The sequence below is a fragment of the Salinibaculum salinum genome (assembly GCF_037645885.1).
GTDB classification, from domain to species: domain Archaea; phylum Halobacteriota; class Halobacteria; order Halobacteriales; family Haloarculaceae; genus Salinibaculum; species Salinibaculum salinum.
This window is the reverse complement of sequence record NZ_JBBENW010000001.1, coordinates 437,877-454,159: the sequence shown is the minus strand read 5'-3', so window position 1 is coordinate 454,159 and position 16,283 is coordinate 437,877. Positions and strand designations below refer to the sequence as shown.

The window sequence follows — 16,283 nt, the reverse complement described above, 5'->3', positions numbered from 1 at the left end:
CGTTTCAAGCCTGCGGTCCCGCGAGCCGACCGTCCGCGGAGTTGCGGAGTCTGCAAACACCTTTCTATTTTTAAATAGGGGCGGACCTAGCCACCGAGTGTGAGTGAGGAGTGTGCCGACGAGGAGGTGCTCGCCCTTCTCGACGACCAGTACGCCCGCGCAATCCTCACAGCGACGAGTGCCGAACCCATGTCTGCACAAACGTTAAGCGAGCGGTGCGACGCGTCAGTGACGACGATTTACAGACGCCTCGACCGCTTACAGGACTGTGACCTCGTAGAGGAACAGCTCCAGCCTCAACCCGACGGCAACCACTACAAGGTGTTCGCCTCGCGGCTGGAATCGTTCTCCGTGACCTTCGACGACGGCGAGATGCACGCCGATATCGAACGAACGGAGGCGGAAGAAGACGTCGCCGACCGCTTCACCAGGATGTGGCAGGACCTATGAGCATCTTACAGAGCTACACGCTGCTGGACTGGAGTCAACTCGGCGTCTCCATCGCCTCCGTTATACTGGGGCTGATTATCGGCTATCAGGCCTATCGGGGCTTCCGGCGTAACGACAGCCGGTCGATGCAGTTCCTCTCGCTGGGGCTCATCCTCCTGACTGCGGTCCCGTTTACGCTCTCGTTTACCGCGACGCTAGCGATACGGCTGGAACCGAACCTCGCCGGGATCCAACAGGAGTTGTTCCTCGTCGTTCGGCTCATCCAGTTCGTCGGGCTGGCGTGTATCACGTACTCGCTGTACGAGAAACCCTGAGACGGCCGCTGGGTTCGGCACTCGTCTCGACGCTTCTGGCTCGCTGGCTCTGACCGGTGTCGACCAGCCACTCGAGCAACCGAAAGAGATTCAAACGTAAATTGGCTGGAGTAAACATGGTAAAACTCCTCGAACTCCTCCCCGAAGTGGTGGAGTTGGTGATATTCGGCGTCGGTACTGTCGCGCTTTCTCTTGCCAGTGCGTATATGGAACTGTACGCGCTCGCAACCGCTCAGAGCGGCAACACGACACTCGGTCTGTGGGCCGGAGTCGTCGGTGTCGTCCTGCTGGCGTTTGCGTATTTGGTGGGGACTGATAAGTTCGCAGTCAGCGTTCGCGAGTTCAGACAGACGACCGGCGACCAGTCCGAGTAGCTCCGGACACGAATTCATCTGAGAGCGCCACCGTACTGACCGACACAGCATCAAGAAGACCGGCTAACTGCACTCGATAGACCGCGCCACGTCAAGCAGTGTCCCTTTTTCAACGCCGCCGGTAACTGTGTAGACGTAGCCGCCACACCGCCAGACGACAATCGCGCGGGTCTGTGACGTCCGATAGCGGCCCGTTTCGTTCCCGATCGTGACGCGTTCGCCCTCGGTGAGATCAGTGTACGTCTGTTCGCTGGTCTTGGTGACGAAGAGGCGAGAACTGCTGGTCTGGTACTGCAACTGGATGGCGGTGAAGTTCTGACCGACGATATGTGTCGCCCGAGAGAGGGCGAACCGCTCGGGAACCGCTGGGTCGGGAACGCCGATGGCTGCGACAGTGACCAACTGGGCGCGAGTGTCGTATCCAGTCACGTCGTAGGAGTCAGACGCGTTGAGCGTCGCGTTTGCGGGCGGATCGAAACTGAAGTCCCGCTCGGAGAGACCCGGTGCAATCGAGACGTTCGAGAGGCGAAAGGTAAACGTCGAGCGGTCGCCGTCGTAGCGGCTCACCGAATGGGATTTCAGCGTAATAAAGTACTCCGTGTCAACCCAGACAGTCTGTTCGAGCACACCGTCGGTCACGTTCTCGACAGGCTCGTAGCCGATGACGTGGGCCTCACGGCCAGCGACCTGTTCGGTTCCGTCGTAGGTAACTTCGTACCGGTCGCTCGTGGCAGCGTCGGCGGCGTTCCCTTCGGGAACGACTGGTAGCGGTGCGCCGCCGGACGGCGGCTGGTCAACAGTCGCCGTCCCGTCGTCCCGTGCAGCGTCGACAGCGTCCGCGATGCGCTCTGCGCCGTCTTCGAAGTTGTCGATATTCGACGTGGAGATGCTGACGTACTCGTTTCGCGTCGCGTTGTACCGGACGGTCGTGCTGCCGTTGTACGTCTGGACGTTGCCGGCGAGTCGGACGGGGGCGAGCCACGCGATACGCGAGTTCCCGCCGTCGACATCGACCTGCAGGAGTGCGCGACGGTCGGGCTGGTCGCTGTACTCGTAGTGAACCGTCGCCTCGTACCCGTCCATCGAGAGGTACTGTTCGGCGGCCTGGTCGCCGGTTGGAAGCGACGTGCTGTCGTCACCGCTCCCGAACAGGAGACTGCAGCCGGCGAGAGACACCACTGCGACCAGCACAAAAAGCACCAGCAAGCGTCGTCGCCAGGGTGAGCGACCGGCCGAAGCGGTGACAGTACGCATGCGTAGTCGTAGGATACTATTGGACCAATAAGCCTAATATTTCTTGTGAGAACTGTCCGAAACTATCTAGACACCGGACGGATACGGGGACACAGCACGGGCAACCGATTGCAGGTGGCGAACCGAGGGCAACGAAGTTCCTAAGAACGCGTCGGCCCAAGCGTCGGTAATGGGACAGGGGCTTGTCATCGCAGCGCACGGGTCACATCTGAATCCGGGGTCGAGCGAACCGGCGTTCGACCACGCCGACAGGATTCGCGACACTGGTGTGTTCGACGAGGTACGCGAGACGTTCTGGAAGGAAGAGCCGTCATTCCGGGAGGTGCTCCGGACCGTCGACGCCGAGGAGGTGTACGTCGTCCCGCTGTTCATCAGCGAGGGTTACTTCACCGAGGAGGTGATTCCGCGCGAACTCCGACTCGACGAGTGGGACCCCTCGCTGTGGCATTCGGATGGAACCAGTGCCACCCACGCGACGCTCACCGCGAGCGACGTCGAGAAGACGATTCACTACTGTGGGCCGGTCGGCACCCACGACGCGATGAGCGACGTCATCGTTCGCCGAGCGGAATCGGTCACCGACGACGCCGACGTGGGGCCGGGATTCGGTCTGGCCGTCGTCGGTCACGGCACCAAACGCAACGAGAACTCCGCGAAAGCCATCGAGTACCACGCGAACCGCATCCGCGACCGAGGCCGATTCGACGAAGTGCGGGCGCTATTCATGGACGAACCCCCCGAAATCGACGACGTGACCGATCACTTCGACACCGACGACATCGTCGTCGTCCCGCTGTTCGTCGCGGACGGCTACCACACTGAAGAAGACATTCCCGAAGACATGGGACTGACCGACGACGCCAGCGAGGGATGGGCAACGCCCGCGCCAGTCGGCGGGCACCGAATCTGGTACTCGGGCGCAGTCGGGACCGAGCCGCTGCTGGCCGACGTGATTCTGGAGCGTGCACTCGACGCCGGGGCAGACGGAGAGTCGGCCGACGCTGTCGAAGCGCTGGTGGTCACTGAATGAACACAGAACAGTTGGCCGCACTGCAAGCCGCCGCTGTGGAGGGTATCGACACCGACATGCTGACCGTCGACAGCGACGGGGAGACGTACGACTTCGCGGTGCCGGACAACGAGTACCACGGGCTGAGCGAGGGCGAACTGCAGGCGGCCGCGAAACAACACCGCGAGTACGTCACCGAGTGGCACTTCTGGCAACACATCGCCCCCGACGCACCGGAACGGCGGGCGTTCCTCCGCCGGGTCGAGGGGGACGACGGAGACAACCACAGGGCCGTCCCGGAGCACCACGAACGACTCCGCGAAGGGATGACGCGGGAGTGGGGACAGCTCCGGATTCGCGTCCAGTTGGCCGAGGCTGGCCGGCGGACCTACCAGGTCCGTCACGTCGAGGACGCCGGCGAGCGCGTCGAAGACCTGGCGGTCCACACGGACCCACTCGACGCGCGCGAAGTCCGCAAATACGACGACGACGGACAGTACCGTCCGCTGTCGACCGCCCCGACGCTCAGTCGGGGCTGGGTGTTCGTCGACCTCACAGCCGCCGAAGTGGTCGCGACTGTCGACAACATCTACCCCGCGACGGTGGCCAACTGGTATCGCGAACGGGAAGGCGAGCTAGACGTGACCCACTGGCACGACGCCGTCTCGCGTCAGACTGGGATATACGGTGTGGTCCAGACGTGGGACCGCGGCGACGGCCACGACCACGTCGAGTGGGTCGCCGAGGCCTGCTGTGACGATTCGCAGTGTCTCAAACGCCGCGAGTGGGAGTACGACGAGGAGACGCCGCTCGATGTAGACGGCGAAGCCGCCGGCGTCTTTCCCTGCCGAGAACCGTGTTCGCTGGTCGTCTCGGCGGCACGAAAGTGGACCAGAATCGACGCCGAGGACGAGCAGACCTACGAGTTCGAGTTGACGCCCAGCGAGAAAGAGCAGGTCGAGGAGATTATCGACGCTGTCGCCGATGGCCGCGTCGACGAGATTCGTGAGGCTGACTTCGGCGACGGTGCTAACCGCTGGCGAGCGCGCTTCCTCCGCGCAAAACGGTTCGACGACGAAGGAAATCTCGGCGGGGTTCCGACGGACCGCCCCGACGAAGCGGAGTAACGCCGCTTACTCCAGTTCGACCGTCGGCGGCTCGCCGTTCCAGCCGTAGGAGACGAACACGAACAGGAGAGTCAGCAGGCCGACGACCATCAGTCCGTACTTGCACAGTTTGCCGAGCGTTCTGAGTGCCATGTCGGGCAGTTGGATGGGGACCGACAAGTACGTTCATTTTTCGAGTCGGAGTGAGCCCGCCAGCAGGACAGTGTCAGTCGATTCGATCGCCGGTCTCTGCGTAGGTCGACCCGAGTTTCGCGTAGTGGTCGATAGTCGATTCGGTGACCGGCCCGTCGAGTTCAGTCTTGACTTCGGCTGGCGAGCCGACGACGAGCGTCTCGGGTGGGACCTCCGTTCCCTCGGTGACGACGCTGCCAGCGCCGACGATAGCTCCCTCCCCGACGTGGGCGTCGTCTAGCACGACCGCATTCATCCCCACGAGCGCACCGGATTCGACCGTGCAGGCGTGGACGATAGCGCTGTGACCGACCGTCACTTCCGGTTCGAGGACGGCGTCTTCATGCAGGACGGCGTTGTCCTGGATGTTTGAGCGTTCGCCGACGACAATCTGGCCGTGGTCGCCACGGAGCGTGGTGTTGGGCCAGATGCTCGCCTCTTCCTCGATGACCACGTCGCCGATCACGACGGCAGTCTCGTCGACGTACGCGGAGTCGGCTATCTGCGGTTCGAGTCCATCGACAGTGCGAATCATGATTCAGGGTGGGCGTGACAGCGACCTAAAGGGTCCGCATCCAAGGTCAGTCCAGCACAGGTTGGAACTCGGTCTGTGTCTCGCCCTGGAGTGGCCCACCGGAGAGCAAACCTTCGGTGACGAGTGTTACGTTAGAGCGGATCGCCACTGGGTGGCCGCCGTCGTCCAGCGGGGCGACGATAATCTCGAATCCGAGCGTACCGTCGCCGAGATCGCCCAGCCCCTCGACGGCGACACGCGTCCACTGCCCTTCGACGCGCCCGAAGTCGATATCTGGCCACGGCCCGCCATCGGGCTGTTTCAGGAAGATGTCAGCCGGGACGCCGAGGGTGTCGGGCGGGGATTTGAAGTCGAACCGGAAGCGTTCGAGTCGCGTATCCTCGCTGTGAGATATGGTGACCCGGAGTCCATAGCGACCGCTGGGGGCCGCGGAAAGTGCACGCTGGCGGTAAGTAATCGTCAGCACCCCGTTACCGCTCCGCTCGAAGACGAGGTGTGACTCGGTGCCTTCTGCGTCCGTCTCGACGCGGGGCGTCCCGAGTGAGCGAGCCTCACCCGGAGAAGAACAGCCCGCCAGTGCCGCGTTGGCAGCCGCCACCGACCCGACGACGAACGTCCGTCTGTCCATATCTTGAGGTCGTCATCTCACGCCCTAAAACCACACAAAGCGAAAAGAGCTATTCGTGTTATTCGCTCTCAAGCAGCCGTTCACGCGGTGACAATCAATCCCACTGCGCACCGGGGTTCGTCACCGCGCCGTTGGCCGCAGAGCCGAAGTCACGGTGGTACTTGGCGAGGACGCCATTGTCGTAGGTCGGCTCGGCTTCGTGGTCTTCCAGTCGCTCCTCGAGTTCCTCCTCCGTGAGGTCCACCGAGAGTTCTAGGTTGTCGATATCGATGGTGACGGTGTCGCCGTCTTCGAGTGCGGCGATTGGCCCGCCGACGTACGCTTCGGGAGCGACGTGGCCGATAGAGAAGCCACGGGTCGCACCGGAGAAGCGACCGTCGGTAAACAGCGCCACGTCCTCGGCATGGCCCTGGCCGGCGACGGCGGAGGTGACACCGAGCATCTCTCGCATCCCGGGTCCGCCCCGGGGACCCTCGTTTCGGATGGCGATGACGTCGCCAGATTCGACCTTTCCTTCCTGAACGTAGGCCATCGCGTCCTCTTCACCTTCGAAGACACGGACTGGCCCCTCGTGGTGGAGGTGGTCCTCGCCGGTAATCTTGATGACTGCCCCGTCGGGTGCGAGGTTGCCAGTGAGGATGCGGATGGCACCGCGTTCGTGGATGGGTTTCTCGACGGTGTGGAGATAGTCCACGTCGATGTCTTCGATAGCGGGTGGGTCGACGGCTTCGAGTTCCTCGCCAATAGTGTTGCCCGTCACCGTCAGCGCGTCGTCGTGCAGCAGACCGGCGTCGGAGAGGGCCTTCAGCACGACCGGGACGCCACCGACCTCGTGGAGGTCGTTCATCACCCGCTCGCCGCCGGGCTGGAGGTTCGCAATCTTCGGAGTGCGGGCGCTGATCTCGTTGAACTCCTCGATGTCGAGGTCGATGCCCGCCTCGGCGGCCATCGCAAGCAGGTGGAGCACGGCGTTGGTCGAGCCACCGATAGCGACCTGGAGCGCGATGGCGTTCTCGAAGGAGTCCTTCGTGAGGAAATCGGACGGTTTGCGCTGCTCCTGCACCGCTTCGACGGCGAGTTCGCCCGAGCGGCGGGCCACGTCGTAGCGCTGTTCGTTCTCGGCAGGCGGGGAGGCACTGCCGAGTGGCGCGAAGCCGAGCGCCTCGGTAATCGAAGCCATCGTGTTCGCGGTGAACATCCCACCGCAGGAACCGGCCCCGGGACAGGCGTGCCGTTCCAGGTCGTCGAGTTCGTCCTCAGACATCTCGCCGTCGGCGACGGCACCGACACCCTCGAAGACGTTCTGGATGGTGACCTCGCGGCCGTCGTGCTCGCCGGGCATGATAGAGCCGCCGTAGAGGAAGACGCTCGGCCGGTCCGTCCGGATAGCGGCCATCATCATCCCCGGCATGTTCTTGTCACAGCCGCCGATGACGACGAGGCCGTCCATGCGCTCGCCGAAGGTGACCAGTTCCACGGAATCGGCAATGATCTCCCGGGAGATGAGACTCGCTTTCATCCCCTCGGTCCCCATCGAGATGGCATCGGAGATGGTGATGGTGCCGAACTCGATTGGCATCCCCTCTGCGTTGTCGATACCTTCGTAGGCAGACTCTGCGACGTCGTCGAGGTGAACGTTACAGGGTGTGATGTCTGCAGCGGGGTTGGCGACGCCGACCATCGGGGACGAGAGGTCCTGGTCGTCGTAGCCCATCGCGCGGAACATCGCGCGGTGAGGGGCACGCTCTGTCCCCTCGGTCACGTCGTTGCTCGGCAGGTCGGGATCCTTGCCGGAGTCGCGTTCCGGCGGTTCTTGCTTACTCATGCCTGAACAGTAACGGCGGCCGGACTTAAGTCCCGTCTTCGGCCGCTCCAGGTAAGCACACAGGCGAACATGGTCGAGTGGTCCTACTCGACCGAGCGGACCGCCAGCAGTGAGAGACGCAAACCGGTAAGTGCTTTTGTCCCGTGCTCGGAGTGGGTCGTATGTACGAGCGGATTCTCCTGCCGACCGACGGGAGTGAGCACACGAAGCGGGCGACCGAACACGCCATCGACATCGCACAGACCCGCGGTGCGACGCTGCACGTCTTCTCTGTCGTCGACGACCGGGCGTTTCTCGTGCTCGATGACGACCGCGTCGACGAGGTCCGGAGCGAACTCGAAGAGAACGCTCTCGACGCGATCGCCGAAGCCGTCGAGGCTGCCGACCGAGACGGTATCGAGACGGTCTCGGATGTCGACGTCGGGAATCCAGCCAACTGCATCGTCGACTACGCCGCAGACAACGATATCGACCTCGTCGTCATGGGAACCAGCGGCAACGAATACGAGGAGAACGTCGTCGGCAGCGTCTCGAAACGGGTCGTCGACATCTCACCAGTTCCGGTGCTCACGGTCGGCTCCGACGCCTGAGCGATGGTCACCGTCGATACCGGGGCACGCCTGCACTTTGGCTTTCAGAATCTCGCGCTCGCCCACGAGCGACTCTACGGCGGTGTCGGCGTCGCACTGACAGCCCCGCGAGTCGTCCTGAGAGCAGAGCCAGCGTCGGCAGTCGTCTGTGAGGACCCCGCCGTCGAACCGTTTGTCGACGACGCCGTCTCGGCGCTGGGCGTCGAAGGGGCACGTGTCACTGTCGAGGAACGGTTCGAACGCCACGCCGGCTTTGGCAGCGGAACCCAGCTGACGCTGTCGACGCTCGTCGCCGTCGCTCGCGCGCACGGCGAGTACGCAGACGCCCGGACGTACGCACCGAAACTCGGGCGAGGCGGGCGTTCAGGTGTCGGCGTCGCCACCTTCGAGAACGGCGGGTTCGTCGTCGACGCCGGCCACCCGACCGAGCGCTTTACGTCCCGGCCGCCGGCAGAGGGGAGCTGGACCGTTCCCGAACCCATCGTCCAGCGCGACCTGCCGAGTTCGTGGCGGTTCGTCCTGATAACTCCAGACGCGGAGTCTGGCAAGAGCGGGAAACCGGAAGAGCAGAGCATGCGCTCGGTCGTCGAGCGAGCGGACCCCGGCATCGCCGACGACATCTCGCATCTCCTGACGCGGCGGCTCCTGCCGGCAGTTGCCGAACGAGATATCGGGGAGTTCGGGAATGCGGTCGCCCGCCTCGGCCGGCTCAACGGCGCGTGGTACGCCGACGAACAGGGTGGTGTCTATCGCCCGCCGGCCGGTCAGCTTATCGATAGTCTCGGCGGTAGTCCAGTCATCCACGGTGCGGGTCAGTCTTCGTGGGGGCCAACCGTCTACGGCGTGACCCGCGAGGCAGATACCGCGGAGGCACGAGAAGTGGCACAGACGGCCCTCGACACAGTCGGCAGGGGCGGAACGATTCGAATCGCCGGGCCGCGAAACAGTGGCGCGAGACTCGACGACGAGTAGCGGAGCGTGCGCGAGGTTTTAAACCGACGGACCGGTATGTGAGGAGTATGGACCGCCTACCCTTCGGCATCAACCGGCTCGACAAGATGATTCAGGGCGGGGCACCGACGGGGAGCGTCGTCTTGCTGTCCGGGGAGGCAGGCGCAGGGGCACGCGAGTTTATGTACACGAGCGCCGTGATGAACGGGCTGGCACGGACCGACGAAGACCTGTTCGACCTGCACTACGGTGACCTCCACTCGCAGGCAAGGCAGCCCGATGGCATCCACTACATCACCTTCAACTCGGACCGCTCGCAGCTCAGCCAGGAAATCGAGACCGTCATCGACACCGAGATCGCGGCCTCTGGGCTGTCACCGGTTGAGTTCTGTTCGCTCTCGCGGCAGTTCTTCCACGTTAGCCCCGTCCCCCGGAACTGGTACGCCGACGAGACGCCGGACATCAAGAACCTCCGGAAGCGCCACGAAGAGCGCGAGGGACTGCTGAGCGCGCTCGGCGACGAACTCAGCATGCGAGCGCCCGGGAATCTCGTCATCATCGACTCGCTGTCTGACCTCGTGGCGACGCTTGGCGAGGACCTGGAGTGGTCGGACGTAGCCTACGTCGTGAAGGGGCTCCAGAAGGCCGCCCACGAGTGGGACGGCATCATCCTGCTCCACGTCAACAGAGAGACGCTGTCGGAGACCAGACACGGTCAGCTCGTCGACGCCTGCACCGGCACGCTTCGGTTTAGCTGGGAGAGCGGCGGGAGTACGCGAGCGCGGACGCTCGTCATCAAACAGTTCCGGGGCGTCCTCTCGCAGATCGAAGAGGAAAACATCGTCCAGTTCGAGACGGAGCTTGGCGACGCGGGGTTCGACATCAGCGACGTGCGCAAGATTCGGTAGAAACGTCCTACTCTCAGTGCGTTCGGACTATCGTAACTCGAAATCAGCGGCAAACGCTTAACTGTGCGGTTAGAATAACAGGGCATAATGGCGAGTGAGACGACCGAGGACGGGACGCTAACAGTGAACCTCCCTGGTGAACTCGACAGTTGGCTTACCGAGCGCGCCCGGACACTCGGTGTCGACCGCGAAACCGTCTTGCTCCAGTTACTCGCTTCCTACCAGGCGGCGGACGAACTCGATGACGAGATGTCAGTCCCGAACTCGGACGCCGTCGAACAACTGATCTCAAACAGGCTGGCCGAAACAGCCGACACTATCCAACAGGAAGTCGACGCCGTCCAGCAGGAAGTGGACGGTATCGAACAGCGCCACGAGGAGGACATCGAGGACGTGCGCGGCCGCGTCGTCCAACTCAAACGCGAAATCGATGGGAAAGCCACGGCGGACCACAGCCACGAGGAGCTCGACCAGCTCGACGACGTGCAGGCGGAACTAGCAGACGTGCAGTCGGCGGTCGACGCCATCGAGGAAGAACTGGATTCGACCGTCGCCGAACACGACGTACTGATAGAGGACATCGACGAACGACTCGACACGCTTCAGGAGCGGTTGAAGACCGTCGCCTGGGTCGTCAGCGACCTCCGGGACGCCTACGAATCACAGGGCGGCATCAGAGCGGTCGACCGCATCAAGCGCGCAGCGGCGAAAGCGGATATCGACCGAGCGAAGTGCGAGAACTGTGGCAACGGCGTCGAGATCGCGCTGTTGACCGAGCCGGAGTGTCCCCACTGCCAGGCCACGGTTACCAACGTCGAAGCGGCCGAAAGCTGGTTCGGCAAGCCGCGTCTGCTCGCCGCCTCACAGCTCGAATCAGGTGAACAGGAGTGAGCGACGACGAGGACGACCCCTTCGAGCGCCTCGACAAATCGGTCGGAGACCGCGAGGGCAACCCGTTCGAACGCCTCGACGACGAGGCACAACCGAACGAGTCCGATGCAAGTGCCGACCAGAGCGACGGCCACACCGAGTGGCCGTCGGGCGATGGAGACGGCTACGAAGCCAGCGATATCGCGACAGAGACCGACACGAGACCGGAGTACGACGCCCACAGCGTGACCCCGGCAGACCATCTGGACGAAGTGCCCGACGAGGACCCGGACGAGCGTGAAGAACAAAGCGAGTTCGTCGAACAGGAATCGCCGTCGATAGACGCGGACAGTACGGCCACCGACACCTCGTTCGAGGACGTGGGAACCAGGGAGGGCGACCCCTTCGAGGACGATGTGTTCGAGCAGATGGACGTGGCTGAACTCGACCCGGACGAAGTCTGGGCGTCGATTTCCGAGGCCGAAGAGGAGGGGTCGGTCACCCAGCGAAAAGAGCGCGTCTACGCCGAAGTGTCCAAACACAGTTACTGCGAGCAGTGCGAGTTCTTCTCTGACCCGCCGGACGTGCGCTGTTCGCACGATGGGACGGAGATTATGGAGTTTCTCGACCAGACGACGGTCCGGGTCGTGGACTGTCCGGTCGTCGCCGAGCGCAAAGAACTGCAGAAACACGAGTGAGTTTTCAGCGTCCGTCAGCTACACGTACGTATGCAATTCTGTGACGACTGCGGGTCGATGATGCGACCGGAGGGCGACGAGATGGTCTGTTCGTCCTGCGGGACGCGAACCGGCAAGGACGAAGAGACGGCGGCGGATTTCACCAGTACGGTCGAACAGTCCGGCGACGAACTCATCGAGACCGAAGAGGGCGCGGACTTCGAGGGGAAACCGACCGCCGACGACGTCCACTGTGACAAGTGTGGTCACGGGAAAGCGTGGTACACCATCAAGCAGACCGGCGCTGCCGACGAACCGCCGACCCGCTTTTTCAAGTGCCAGGACTGTGGCAACCGGTGGCGCGAGTACAACTAACAGGAGAGTGCTGGCCGCTCAGACGGCATCGTCGGGGTCGTGCCGGGCCATCATCCGCTCGGCTTCGGCCGCGTAGCGCTCCCGCTTTTCGGCGTCACTGACCGGAGCGAGCGTGTCGGGATCGGTTTCGATGGCAGCGGTCACCTCCGGTGCGTTGCCGCCAAACCGGTTGTACGCACGCTCTTTCTGGAGATATCGCTCACCGTCTGGCGTCGCGTAGACGATAACCAGAATATGCGGAGAGTCCTCGGAGAAAGTCCGCTCGACCATCCAGACGCGTTCGGTCACCTCGCTCTCGTCTGTGGTGTGTGTGGCAGTCATACGAGGGCGTAGGCGGTTCGGTAAGTCAACGTCACCGACGATTCCCGGGTCTCGGGAACGGAGCCGTATTCGGATTTACGTGGCCAGATGCGCCAGCGAGAGACTTTTCGCCGTCGAACGCGAACCACCGCTGTGTCAATCGAGCGCGGCCAGTCCGTGGCGGTCCACCCCGGCAAGGAGGCAGTCGTCGATTTCGACCCGACGCTAACTTTCGAGTGTATCGACGACTGTACCTGGTGTTGTCACCACGGCGTCTTGCTGTACGAACCCGACTTCCTCGAACTAGCCGACTGCGCGTCGCTCGCGGAGGCGACGACACAGGTCCGCGGCGAAGATTTCGTCCGCAAAGAGGCGAAAGACCGCGAGGAACACACCGGCGACGACGGCGAAGCCTGTTTCTTTTTGCGAGACGACGGCCTCTGTTCGCTCCACGCCGAACACGACTGGAAACCGGCGCGGTGTTCGGTCTTCCCACTGGAAGTGAGTGTGGAAGACGGAGAGCGGACGGGAAGAGATGGGGGAGACATCCACATTTCGGTGCGGGAAGCGGCCCACGACCACTGTGAAGGGTTGGGCGTCTCCGAACGGCGTGTCGTCGAGCATCTGGACGCGTTCCTGCCGGCGGTGCTGTGGGATCTCGACAATCCAGAGACGCGCCGAGAACTCTAAGCGGCGAGTCAGGCGACGACCAGCCAGGCGAGAAAGACAGCGGTGGCACCGACAGCGGTGCTCCCGACGGCGTGCGAGCGGAGCTGGTCCAGCCGTCTGTGAGAGTGCTCGGAGAGCGAACAGACCTGGTCGACCTCGCCGCCAGTCTCACACGACGGCAGAAAGTCCATCGCGACGTGGAGGAAGACGCCGGCTGCAAAGCCGAAAATGGCACCGTTGATTGCGGGCGCTTCCGGAACGGGAAGGAGTGCGGCCGGAATCGCAGTGAGTCCGACGGCCGCAGCCGGGAGAAGGAGCGCCGAGACCGGCTTGCCGCTCTCGCGGAGGCGGTGGGCAGCAGCGTAGCCAGCTGGTCCCTTGTGCGAGACGATAGCGAGACCGAGCAAGAGGCCAAGTTCCGGCATCGAGCCGTAGACGATACCGATGATGAAGCCTGCCGAGAGTGCGTGGGCGGTAATCTGGGCTGCGGTCAGGTCGAGACCAACGTCGATGTGCGAGAGGCGATGCCCGATGACGTGGGCGGCGTAGCCGACGAGAAGGCCGGCTGCGATGCCGAAGCCGCCGATACGCGGGTTGAGTCCGATAGCTTGCGGAACCAGAAAGACCGCAGAACTGGTCACCATCGCACCGCTGGCGAGACCGTATCCCCAGACCAGCCGCGTGGGGTAGGACGTGTCGCTCTTCGAGCTGACGAGCGCACCGAGCGACATCGCGGCGAAGGCCACCCAGGAGATGACCAGTACCTTGGTCAGCCCCATCGCCAGCGCGACGGCGGAGAACGCCCCGAGCAGCGCAGTCCCACCGAGCCCAATCGGTGAGAGCGGTTGTGTGGAGTTCGTCACTCCAGACGATTCGATGAGAGACATTCGGATAATAAATTCTCGGAAAGAGTTAATAAGGCCTGCGATGCGGTCAAGCGGATGTCACTCGGTCTCCCGGCGATAGGTGCGGCGGTCAACGACGGTCCCGTCGATAGCAGTGGGTTCGGCGTCGCGGGCGGCCCAGCGAAACTGGAGTGCCACGTCGGCAGTGTCTCGGCCCTGTCCGCCGGTGAGGTCGGTCGCGACCTGTCCGGGGTCGACGACCGCGACGGCCTGGTCGATGTCGTCGGCAAAGTGCATCGCGACGGATTCGGCGGCGGCTTTCGAGACGGCGTAGGAGCCGAATCCAGCGCGAGTGTCGCGGGCGACGGCGCCGGAAGTTACCAGCACGCGGCCGTCAGGAGCGAGGTGTGGGAGTGCTTCGCGGATAGTCGCGAAGACGCCGCGGGCATTCGTCCGCAGGTGGTCGTCGAACGCCGAGTACGACTCCCCCGAGAGCGGTGTCTGTCCGGGGGTACCGTGATAGACGCCGGCGTTAGCCACAACGATATCTATCTCTCCACCTTCGCGTGCGGCCTGCTCCATCAGCCGCTCGACGTCGAACTCGTCGCGAACGTCCGCCCGCTGGGCGGTGGCAGAGCCACCGTCCGCGCGGATTGCGTCGGCGACGGCCGACACGGCGTCCCCGTCGCGTGCACAGACGACGACGTGTGCGCCAGCGTCCGAGAAGGCGTGTGCCACTGCCTCGCCGATACCGCGACTCGCACCCGTGACCACCGCAGTCTGCCCGTCCATACCCCTTCGTGGGGAGCCATCACAAAGTATCCTTCCGCGAGTCACCCCAAACCGACGGACGTGAGCGAGTCACACGGACCCCACAGGTTTGGAGGACAGTTTATCATGGCTGGCGGCAAACAGGTAGACAATGACACGGCTTGCAGGATCTGATGTGATAGTCGTCGGTGCCGGCTTCGGTGGCCTCTCGGCAGCCTGTTTCCTCGCTGATGCGGGAGCCAACGTTCACCTCCTCGAGAAGAACGATCAGCTCGGCGGTCGAGCGAGTCGCCTCGAAAAAGACGGTTTCCGGTTCGACATGGGTCCATCGTGGTACATGATGCCCGACGTCTTCGAGCGGTTCTTCGACCACTTCGACCGGACGCCCGAGGAGTACTACTCCCTGAGTCATCTCGACCCCCACTACCGCATGTTCTTCAAGGACGGCGACCAGGTGGATATCCGGCCGGATAACGACTATTTGCGAGACCTCTTCGAGTCCTACGAGGACGGCGCAGGCGAGGTGTTCGACGACTATCTGGCCACCAGCCAGCACCACTACGAGACGGCGATGGAGAAGTTCGTCTACGAGGACCGCTCGCGACTGCGCGACTGGATCGACCTCGACGTGGTGCGGGCAGCGCCTGTCGGTCTCCAGCTCATCGGCTCGATGCAGAGCCACGTCGAGGACTACTTCGACAACCCAAAGCTCCAGCAGATTATGCAGTACACGCTGGTCTTCCTCGGTGGGTCCCCGAAGAACACGCCCGCGCTGTACAACATCATGAGCCACGTCGATTTCAACCTCGGCGTCTACTACCCCGACGGCGGACTGGGTGCCGTCGTCGACGGCGTCGCCGAACTCGGCAAGGAGTTGGGCGTCACCTACGAGACGGGCGCAGCAGTCAGCGAAATTACCCGCCGAAAGAACGGCTTTCTCGTCGAAACCGAATCGGAAACGTACAACCCCGATTACGTCGTCAGCAACGCCGACTACCGCCACACCGAGCAAGAGCTTCTGCCCGAACACGAGCGGCAGTACGACGCCGACTACTGGGACAAGCGCACCTACGCCCCATCCGCCTTTCTTATCTACATGGGCGTCGAGGGCGACGTGGAACCGCTCGCTCACCACACGCTCGTGCTCCCCGAGGACTGGGACCCCCACTTCGACCAGATTTTCGAGGAGCCGTCCTGGCCCGACGAGCCAGCCTACTACATCTGTGCGCCCTCGAAGACCGACGACACCGTCGCCCCGGACGGCCACAGCAACCTCTTCGTGCTAGTCCCGATTGCGCCCGGACTCCACGACGGCGACCAGGTCCGACAGGAGTACCGCGAGAAGATTCTGGCCGACATCGCCGACCACACTGGCGTCGACCTCCGGGACCGCATTGTCGTCGAAGAGCAGTTCTCGGTGAGCGACTTCGGCGAGCGGTACAACGCCACTGAGGGGACCGCACTCGGGTTGGCTCACACACTCCGCCAGACCTCGCTGTTGCGACCGTCGAACCGCTCGTCGGCCGTCGACGGCCTGTACTTCACCGGCTCGTTTACCACGCCAGGTATCGGCGTTCCGATGTGTCTCATCAGCGGTGAGCACGCGGCGAACGCGCTCATCGAAGACCAGACGTAAGGTT

At 63.4% G+C, this 16,283-nt stretch carries 21 protein-coding genes; 13 read left to right on the top strand and 8 right to left on the bottom strand.

Annotated features, from left to right (window positions below):
- Positions 1 to 99 precede the first annotated feature (99 nt).
- From WDJ60_RS02380 to WDJ60_RS02370, 3 genes are all read left to right on the top strand, one after another.
- The gene (locus WDJ60_RS02380; protein WP_340098227.1) at positions 100 to 450 is read left to right on the top strand and encodes a helix-turn-helix domain-containing protein; all 351 of its coding nucleotides are present in this window, start codon (positions 100 to 102) and stop codon (positions 448 to 450) included.
- Positions 447 to 764 carry a DUF7521 family protein gene (locus tag WDJ60_RS02375; protein ID WP_340098225.1) on the top strand — a complete coding sequence of 106 codons (318 nt, stop codon included), beginning with the start codon at positions 447 to 449 and terminating at the stop codon, positions 762 to 764. Before WDJ60_RS02380 ends, WDJ60_RS02375 begins: the two co-directional genes overlap by 4 nt.
- A 116-nt stretch (positions 765 to 880) precedes the next feature.
- Entirely contained in the window at positions 881 to 1,138 is a 258-nt protein-coding gene (locus tag WDJ60_RS02370; RefSeq protein WP_340098223.1) for a DUF8151 family protein, read from the top strand.
- 63 nt (positions 1,139 to 1,201) lie between these two features.
- On the opposite strand, the gene WDJ60_RS02365 is transcribed toward WDJ60_RS02370, so the two are convergent.
- Positions 1,202 to 2,392 (bottom strand): outer membrane lipoprotein-sorting protein, encoded by a 1,191-nt coding sequence (locus tag WDJ60_RS02365; protein ID WP_340098221.1) that lies wholly within the window; start codon positions 2,390 to 2,392, stop codon positions 1,202 to 1,204.
- Between the two features lie 169 nt (positions 2,393 to 2,561).
- On the opposite strand from WDJ60_RS02365, the gene WDJ60_RS02360 reads away from it, so the two are divergent.
- Together WDJ60_RS02360 and WDJ60_RS02355 are read left to right on the top strand one after the other, a co-directional pair.
- Positions 2,562 to 3,422 carry a CbiX/SirB N-terminal domain-containing protein gene (locus WDJ60_RS02360; protein WP_340098219.1) on the top strand — a complete coding sequence of 287 codons (861 nt, stop codon included), beginning with the start codon at positions 2,562 to 2,564 and terminating at the stop codon, positions 3,420 to 3,422.
- Complete coding sequence (locus tag WDJ60_RS02355) at positions 3,419 to 4,528, top strand: DR2241 family protein (protein ID WP_340098217.1); 1,110 nt, start codon at positions 3,419 to 3,421, stop codon at positions 4,526 to 4,528. The genes WDJ60_RS02360 and WDJ60_RS02355 overlap by 4 nt, the downstream gene beginning before the upstream one ends.
- A gap of 6 nt (positions 4,529 to 4,534) precedes the next feature.
- On the opposite strand, the gene WDJ60_RS02350 is transcribed toward WDJ60_RS02355, so the two are convergent.
- The 4 genes from WDJ60_RS02350 to ilvD form a co-directional block, all read right to left on the bottom strand.
- Positions 4,535 to 4,660, bottom strand: a complete 126-nt coding sequence (locus tag WDJ60_RS02350) for a hypothetical protein (protein ID WP_340098215.1) — start codon at positions 4,658 to 4,660, stop codon at positions 4,535 to 4,537.
- A gap of 73 nt (positions 4,661 to 4,733) precedes the next feature.
- Positions 4,734 to 5,234: a gamma carbonic anhydrase family protein gene (locus WDJ60_RS02345; RefSeq protein ID WP_340098213.1), complete on the bottom strand. Its 501-nt coding sequence runs from the start codon at positions 5,232 to 5,234 to the stop codon at positions 4,734 to 4,736.
- Positions 5,235 to 5,280: 46 nt separating this feature from the next.
- Positions 5,281 to 5,862 (bottom strand): DUF8121 family protein, encoded by a 582-nt coding sequence (locus WDJ60_RS02340; RefSeq protein ID WP_340098212.1) that lies wholly within the window; start codon positions 5,860 to 5,862, stop codon positions 5,281 to 5,283.
- 94 nt (positions 5,863 to 5,956) lie between these two features.
- The gene (gene ilvD, locus WDJ60_RS02335; protein ID WP_340098211.1) at positions 5,957 to 7,687 is read right to left on the bottom strand and encodes a dihydroxy-acid dehydratase; all 1,731 of its coding nucleotides are present in this window, start codon (positions 7,685 to 7,687) and stop codon (positions 5,957 to 5,959) included.
- Positions 7,688 to 7,848: 161 nt separating this feature from the next.
- Between ilvD and WDJ60_RS02330 the strand changes: the two genes are divergently transcribed.
- The 6 genes from WDJ60_RS02330 to WDJ60_RS02305 all read left to right on the top strand — a co-directional run bounded on the left by WDJ60_RS02330 (position 7,849) and on the right by WDJ60_RS02305 (position 12,058).
- Complete coding sequence (locus WDJ60_RS02330; protein ID WP_340098209.1) at positions 7,849 to 8,277, top strand: universal stress protein; 429 nt, start codon at positions 7,849 to 7,851, stop codon at positions 8,275 to 8,277.
- Positions 8,278 to 8,280: 3 nt separating this feature from the next.
- Complete coding sequence (locus tag WDJ60_RS02325; protein WP_340098207.1) at positions 8,281 to 9,249, top strand: beta-ribofuranosylaminobenzene 5'-phosphate synthase family protein; 969 nt, start codon at positions 8,281 to 8,283, stop codon at positions 9,247 to 9,249.
- A gap of 47 nt (positions 9,250 to 9,296) precedes the next feature.
- Complete coding sequence (locus tag WDJ60_RS02320; protein WP_340098205.1) at positions 9,297 to 10,136, top strand: RAD55 family ATPase; 840 nt, start codon at positions 9,297 to 9,299, stop codon at positions 10,134 to 10,136.
- Between the two features lie 87 nt (positions 10,137 to 10,223).
- Complete coding sequence (locus WDJ60_RS02315) at positions 10,224 to 11,027, top strand: hypothetical protein (RefSeq protein WP_340098204.1); 804 nt, start codon at positions 10,224 to 10,226, stop codon at positions 11,025 to 11,027.
- On the top strand, positions 11,024 to 11,704 hold the full coding sequence (locus WDJ60_RS02310) for a DUF8135 domain-containing protein (protein ID WP_340098202.1): 681 nt from the start codon (positions 11,024 to 11,026) through the stop codon (positions 11,702 to 11,704). The genes WDJ60_RS02315 and WDJ60_RS02310 overlap by 4 nt, the downstream gene beginning before the upstream one ends.
- Before the next feature lie 30 nt (positions 11,705 to 11,734).
- Positions 11,735 to 12,058, top strand: coding sequence for a transcription factor S (locus WDJ60_RS02305; protein WP_340098200.1), 324 nt, complete (start codon positions 11,735 to 11,737; stop codon positions 12,056 to 12,058).
- A gap of 18 nt (positions 12,059 to 12,076) precedes the next feature.
- Here the strand turns inward: WDJ60_RS02305 and WDJ60_RS02300 are convergent, their stop codons facing one another.
- On the bottom strand, positions 12,077 to 12,379 hold the full coding sequence (locus tag WDJ60_RS02300) for a DUF7967 family protein (RefSeq protein WP_340098198.1): 303 nt from the start codon (positions 12,377 to 12,379) through the stop codon (positions 12,077 to 12,079).
- 132 nt (positions 12,380 to 12,511) lie between these two features.
- Between WDJ60_RS02300 and WDJ60_RS02295 the strand changes: the two genes are divergently transcribed.
- On the top strand, positions 12,512 to 13,048 hold the full coding sequence (locus tag WDJ60_RS02295; RefSeq protein ID WP_340098196.1) for a YkgJ family cysteine cluster protein: 537 nt from the start codon (positions 12,512 to 12,514) through the stop codon (positions 13,046 to 13,048).
- A gap of 8 nt (positions 13,049 to 13,056) precedes the next feature.
- Here WDJ60_RS02295 and WDJ60_RS02290 read toward each other — a convergent pair whose 3' ends face one another.
- Together WDJ60_RS02290 and WDJ60_RS02285 are read right to left on the bottom strand one after the other, a co-directional pair.
- Entirely contained in the window at positions 13,057 to 13,914 is an 858-nt protein-coding gene (locus WDJ60_RS02290; protein WP_340098194.1) for a ZIP family metal transporter, read from the bottom strand.
- 57 nt (positions 13,915 to 13,971) lie between these two features.
- A complete protein-coding gene (locus WDJ60_RS02285; RefSeq protein ID WP_340098192.1) occupies positions 13,972 to 14,664 on the bottom strand; it encodes an SDR family NAD(P)-dependent oxidoreductase in 693 nt (230 codons plus the stop codon).
- A 130-nt stretch (positions 14,665 to 14,794) separates the two neighbouring features.
- On the opposite strand from WDJ60_RS02285, the gene crtD reads away from it, so the two are divergent.
- Positions 14,795 to 16,279, top strand: a complete 1,485-nt coding sequence (crtD, locus tag WDJ60_RS02280) for a carotenoid 3,4-desaturase (RefSeq protein ID WP_340098191.1) — start codon at positions 14,795 to 14,797, stop codon at positions 16,277 to 16,279.
- Positions 16,280 to 16,283 lie beyond the last annotated feature (4 nt).

Coding starts and splice junctions, on each gene's coding strand:
- WDJ60_RS02375 (WP_340098225.1), top strand. CDS start 447: ATGAGCATCTTACAGAGCTACACGCTGCTGGACTGGAGTCAACTCGGC.
- WDJ60_RS02370 (WP_340098223.1), top strand. CDS start 881: ATGGTAAAACTCCTCGAACTCCTCCCCGAAGTGGTGGAGTTGGTGATA.
- WDJ60_RS02365 (WP_340098221.1), bottom strand. CDS start 2,392: ATGCGTACTGTCACCGCTTCGGCCGGTCGCTCACCCTGGCGACGACGC.
- WDJ60_RS02360 (WP_340098219.1), top strand. CDS start 2,562: ATGGGACAGGGGCTTGTCATCGCAGCGCACGGGTCACATCTGAATCCG.
- WDJ60_RS02355 (WP_340098217.1), top strand. CDS start 3,419: ATGAACACAGAACAGTTGGCCGCACTGCAAGCCGCCGCTGTGGAGGGT.
- WDJ60_RS02350 (WP_340098215.1), bottom strand. CDS start 4,660: ATGGCACTCAGAACGCTCGGCAAACTGTGCAAGTACGGACTGATGGTC.
- WDJ60_RS02345 (WP_340098213.1), bottom strand. CDS start 5,234: ATGATTCGCACTGTCGATGGACTCGAACCGCAGATAGCCGACTCCGCG.
- WDJ60_RS02340 (WP_340098212.1), bottom strand. CDS start 5,862: ATGGACAGACGGACGTTCGTCGTCGGGTCGGTGGCGGCTGCCAACGCG.
- ilvD (WP_340098211.1), bottom strand. CDS start 7,687: ATGAGTAAGCAAGAACCGCCGGAACGCGACTCCGGCAAGGATCCCGAC.
- WDJ60_RS02330 (WP_340098209.1), top strand. CDS start 7,849: ATGTACGAGCGGATTCTCCTGCCGACCGACGGGAGTGAGCACACGAAG.
- WDJ60_RS02325 (WP_340098207.1), top strand. CDS start 8,281: ATGGTCACCGTCGATACCGGGGCACGCCTGCACTTTGGCTTTCAGAAT.
- WDJ60_RS02320 (WP_340098205.1), top strand. CDS start 9,297: ATGGACCGCCTACCCTTCGGCATCAACCGGCTCGACAAGATGATTCAG.
- WDJ60_RS02315 (WP_340098204.1), top strand. CDS start 10,224: ATGGCGAGTGAGACGACCGAGGACGGGACGCTAACAGTGAACCTCCCT.
- WDJ60_RS02305 (WP_340098200.1), top strand. CDS start 11,735: ATGCAATTCTGTGACGACTGCGGGTCGATGATGCGACCGGAGGGCGAC.
- WDJ60_RS02300 (WP_340098198.1), bottom strand. CDS start 12,379: ATGACTGCCACACACACCACAGACGAGAGCGAGGTGACCGAACGCGTC.
- WDJ60_RS02290 (WP_340098194.1), bottom strand. CDS start 13,914: ATGTCTCTCATCGAATCGTCTGGAGTGACGAACTCCACACAACCGCTC.
- WDJ60_RS02285 (WP_340098192.1), bottom strand. CDS start 14,664: ATGGACGGGCAGACTGCGGTGGTCACGGGTGCGAGTCGCGGTATCGGC.
- crtD (WP_340098191.1), top strand. CDS start 14,795: ATGACACGGCTTGCAGGATCTGATGTGATAGTCGTCGGTGCCGGCTTC.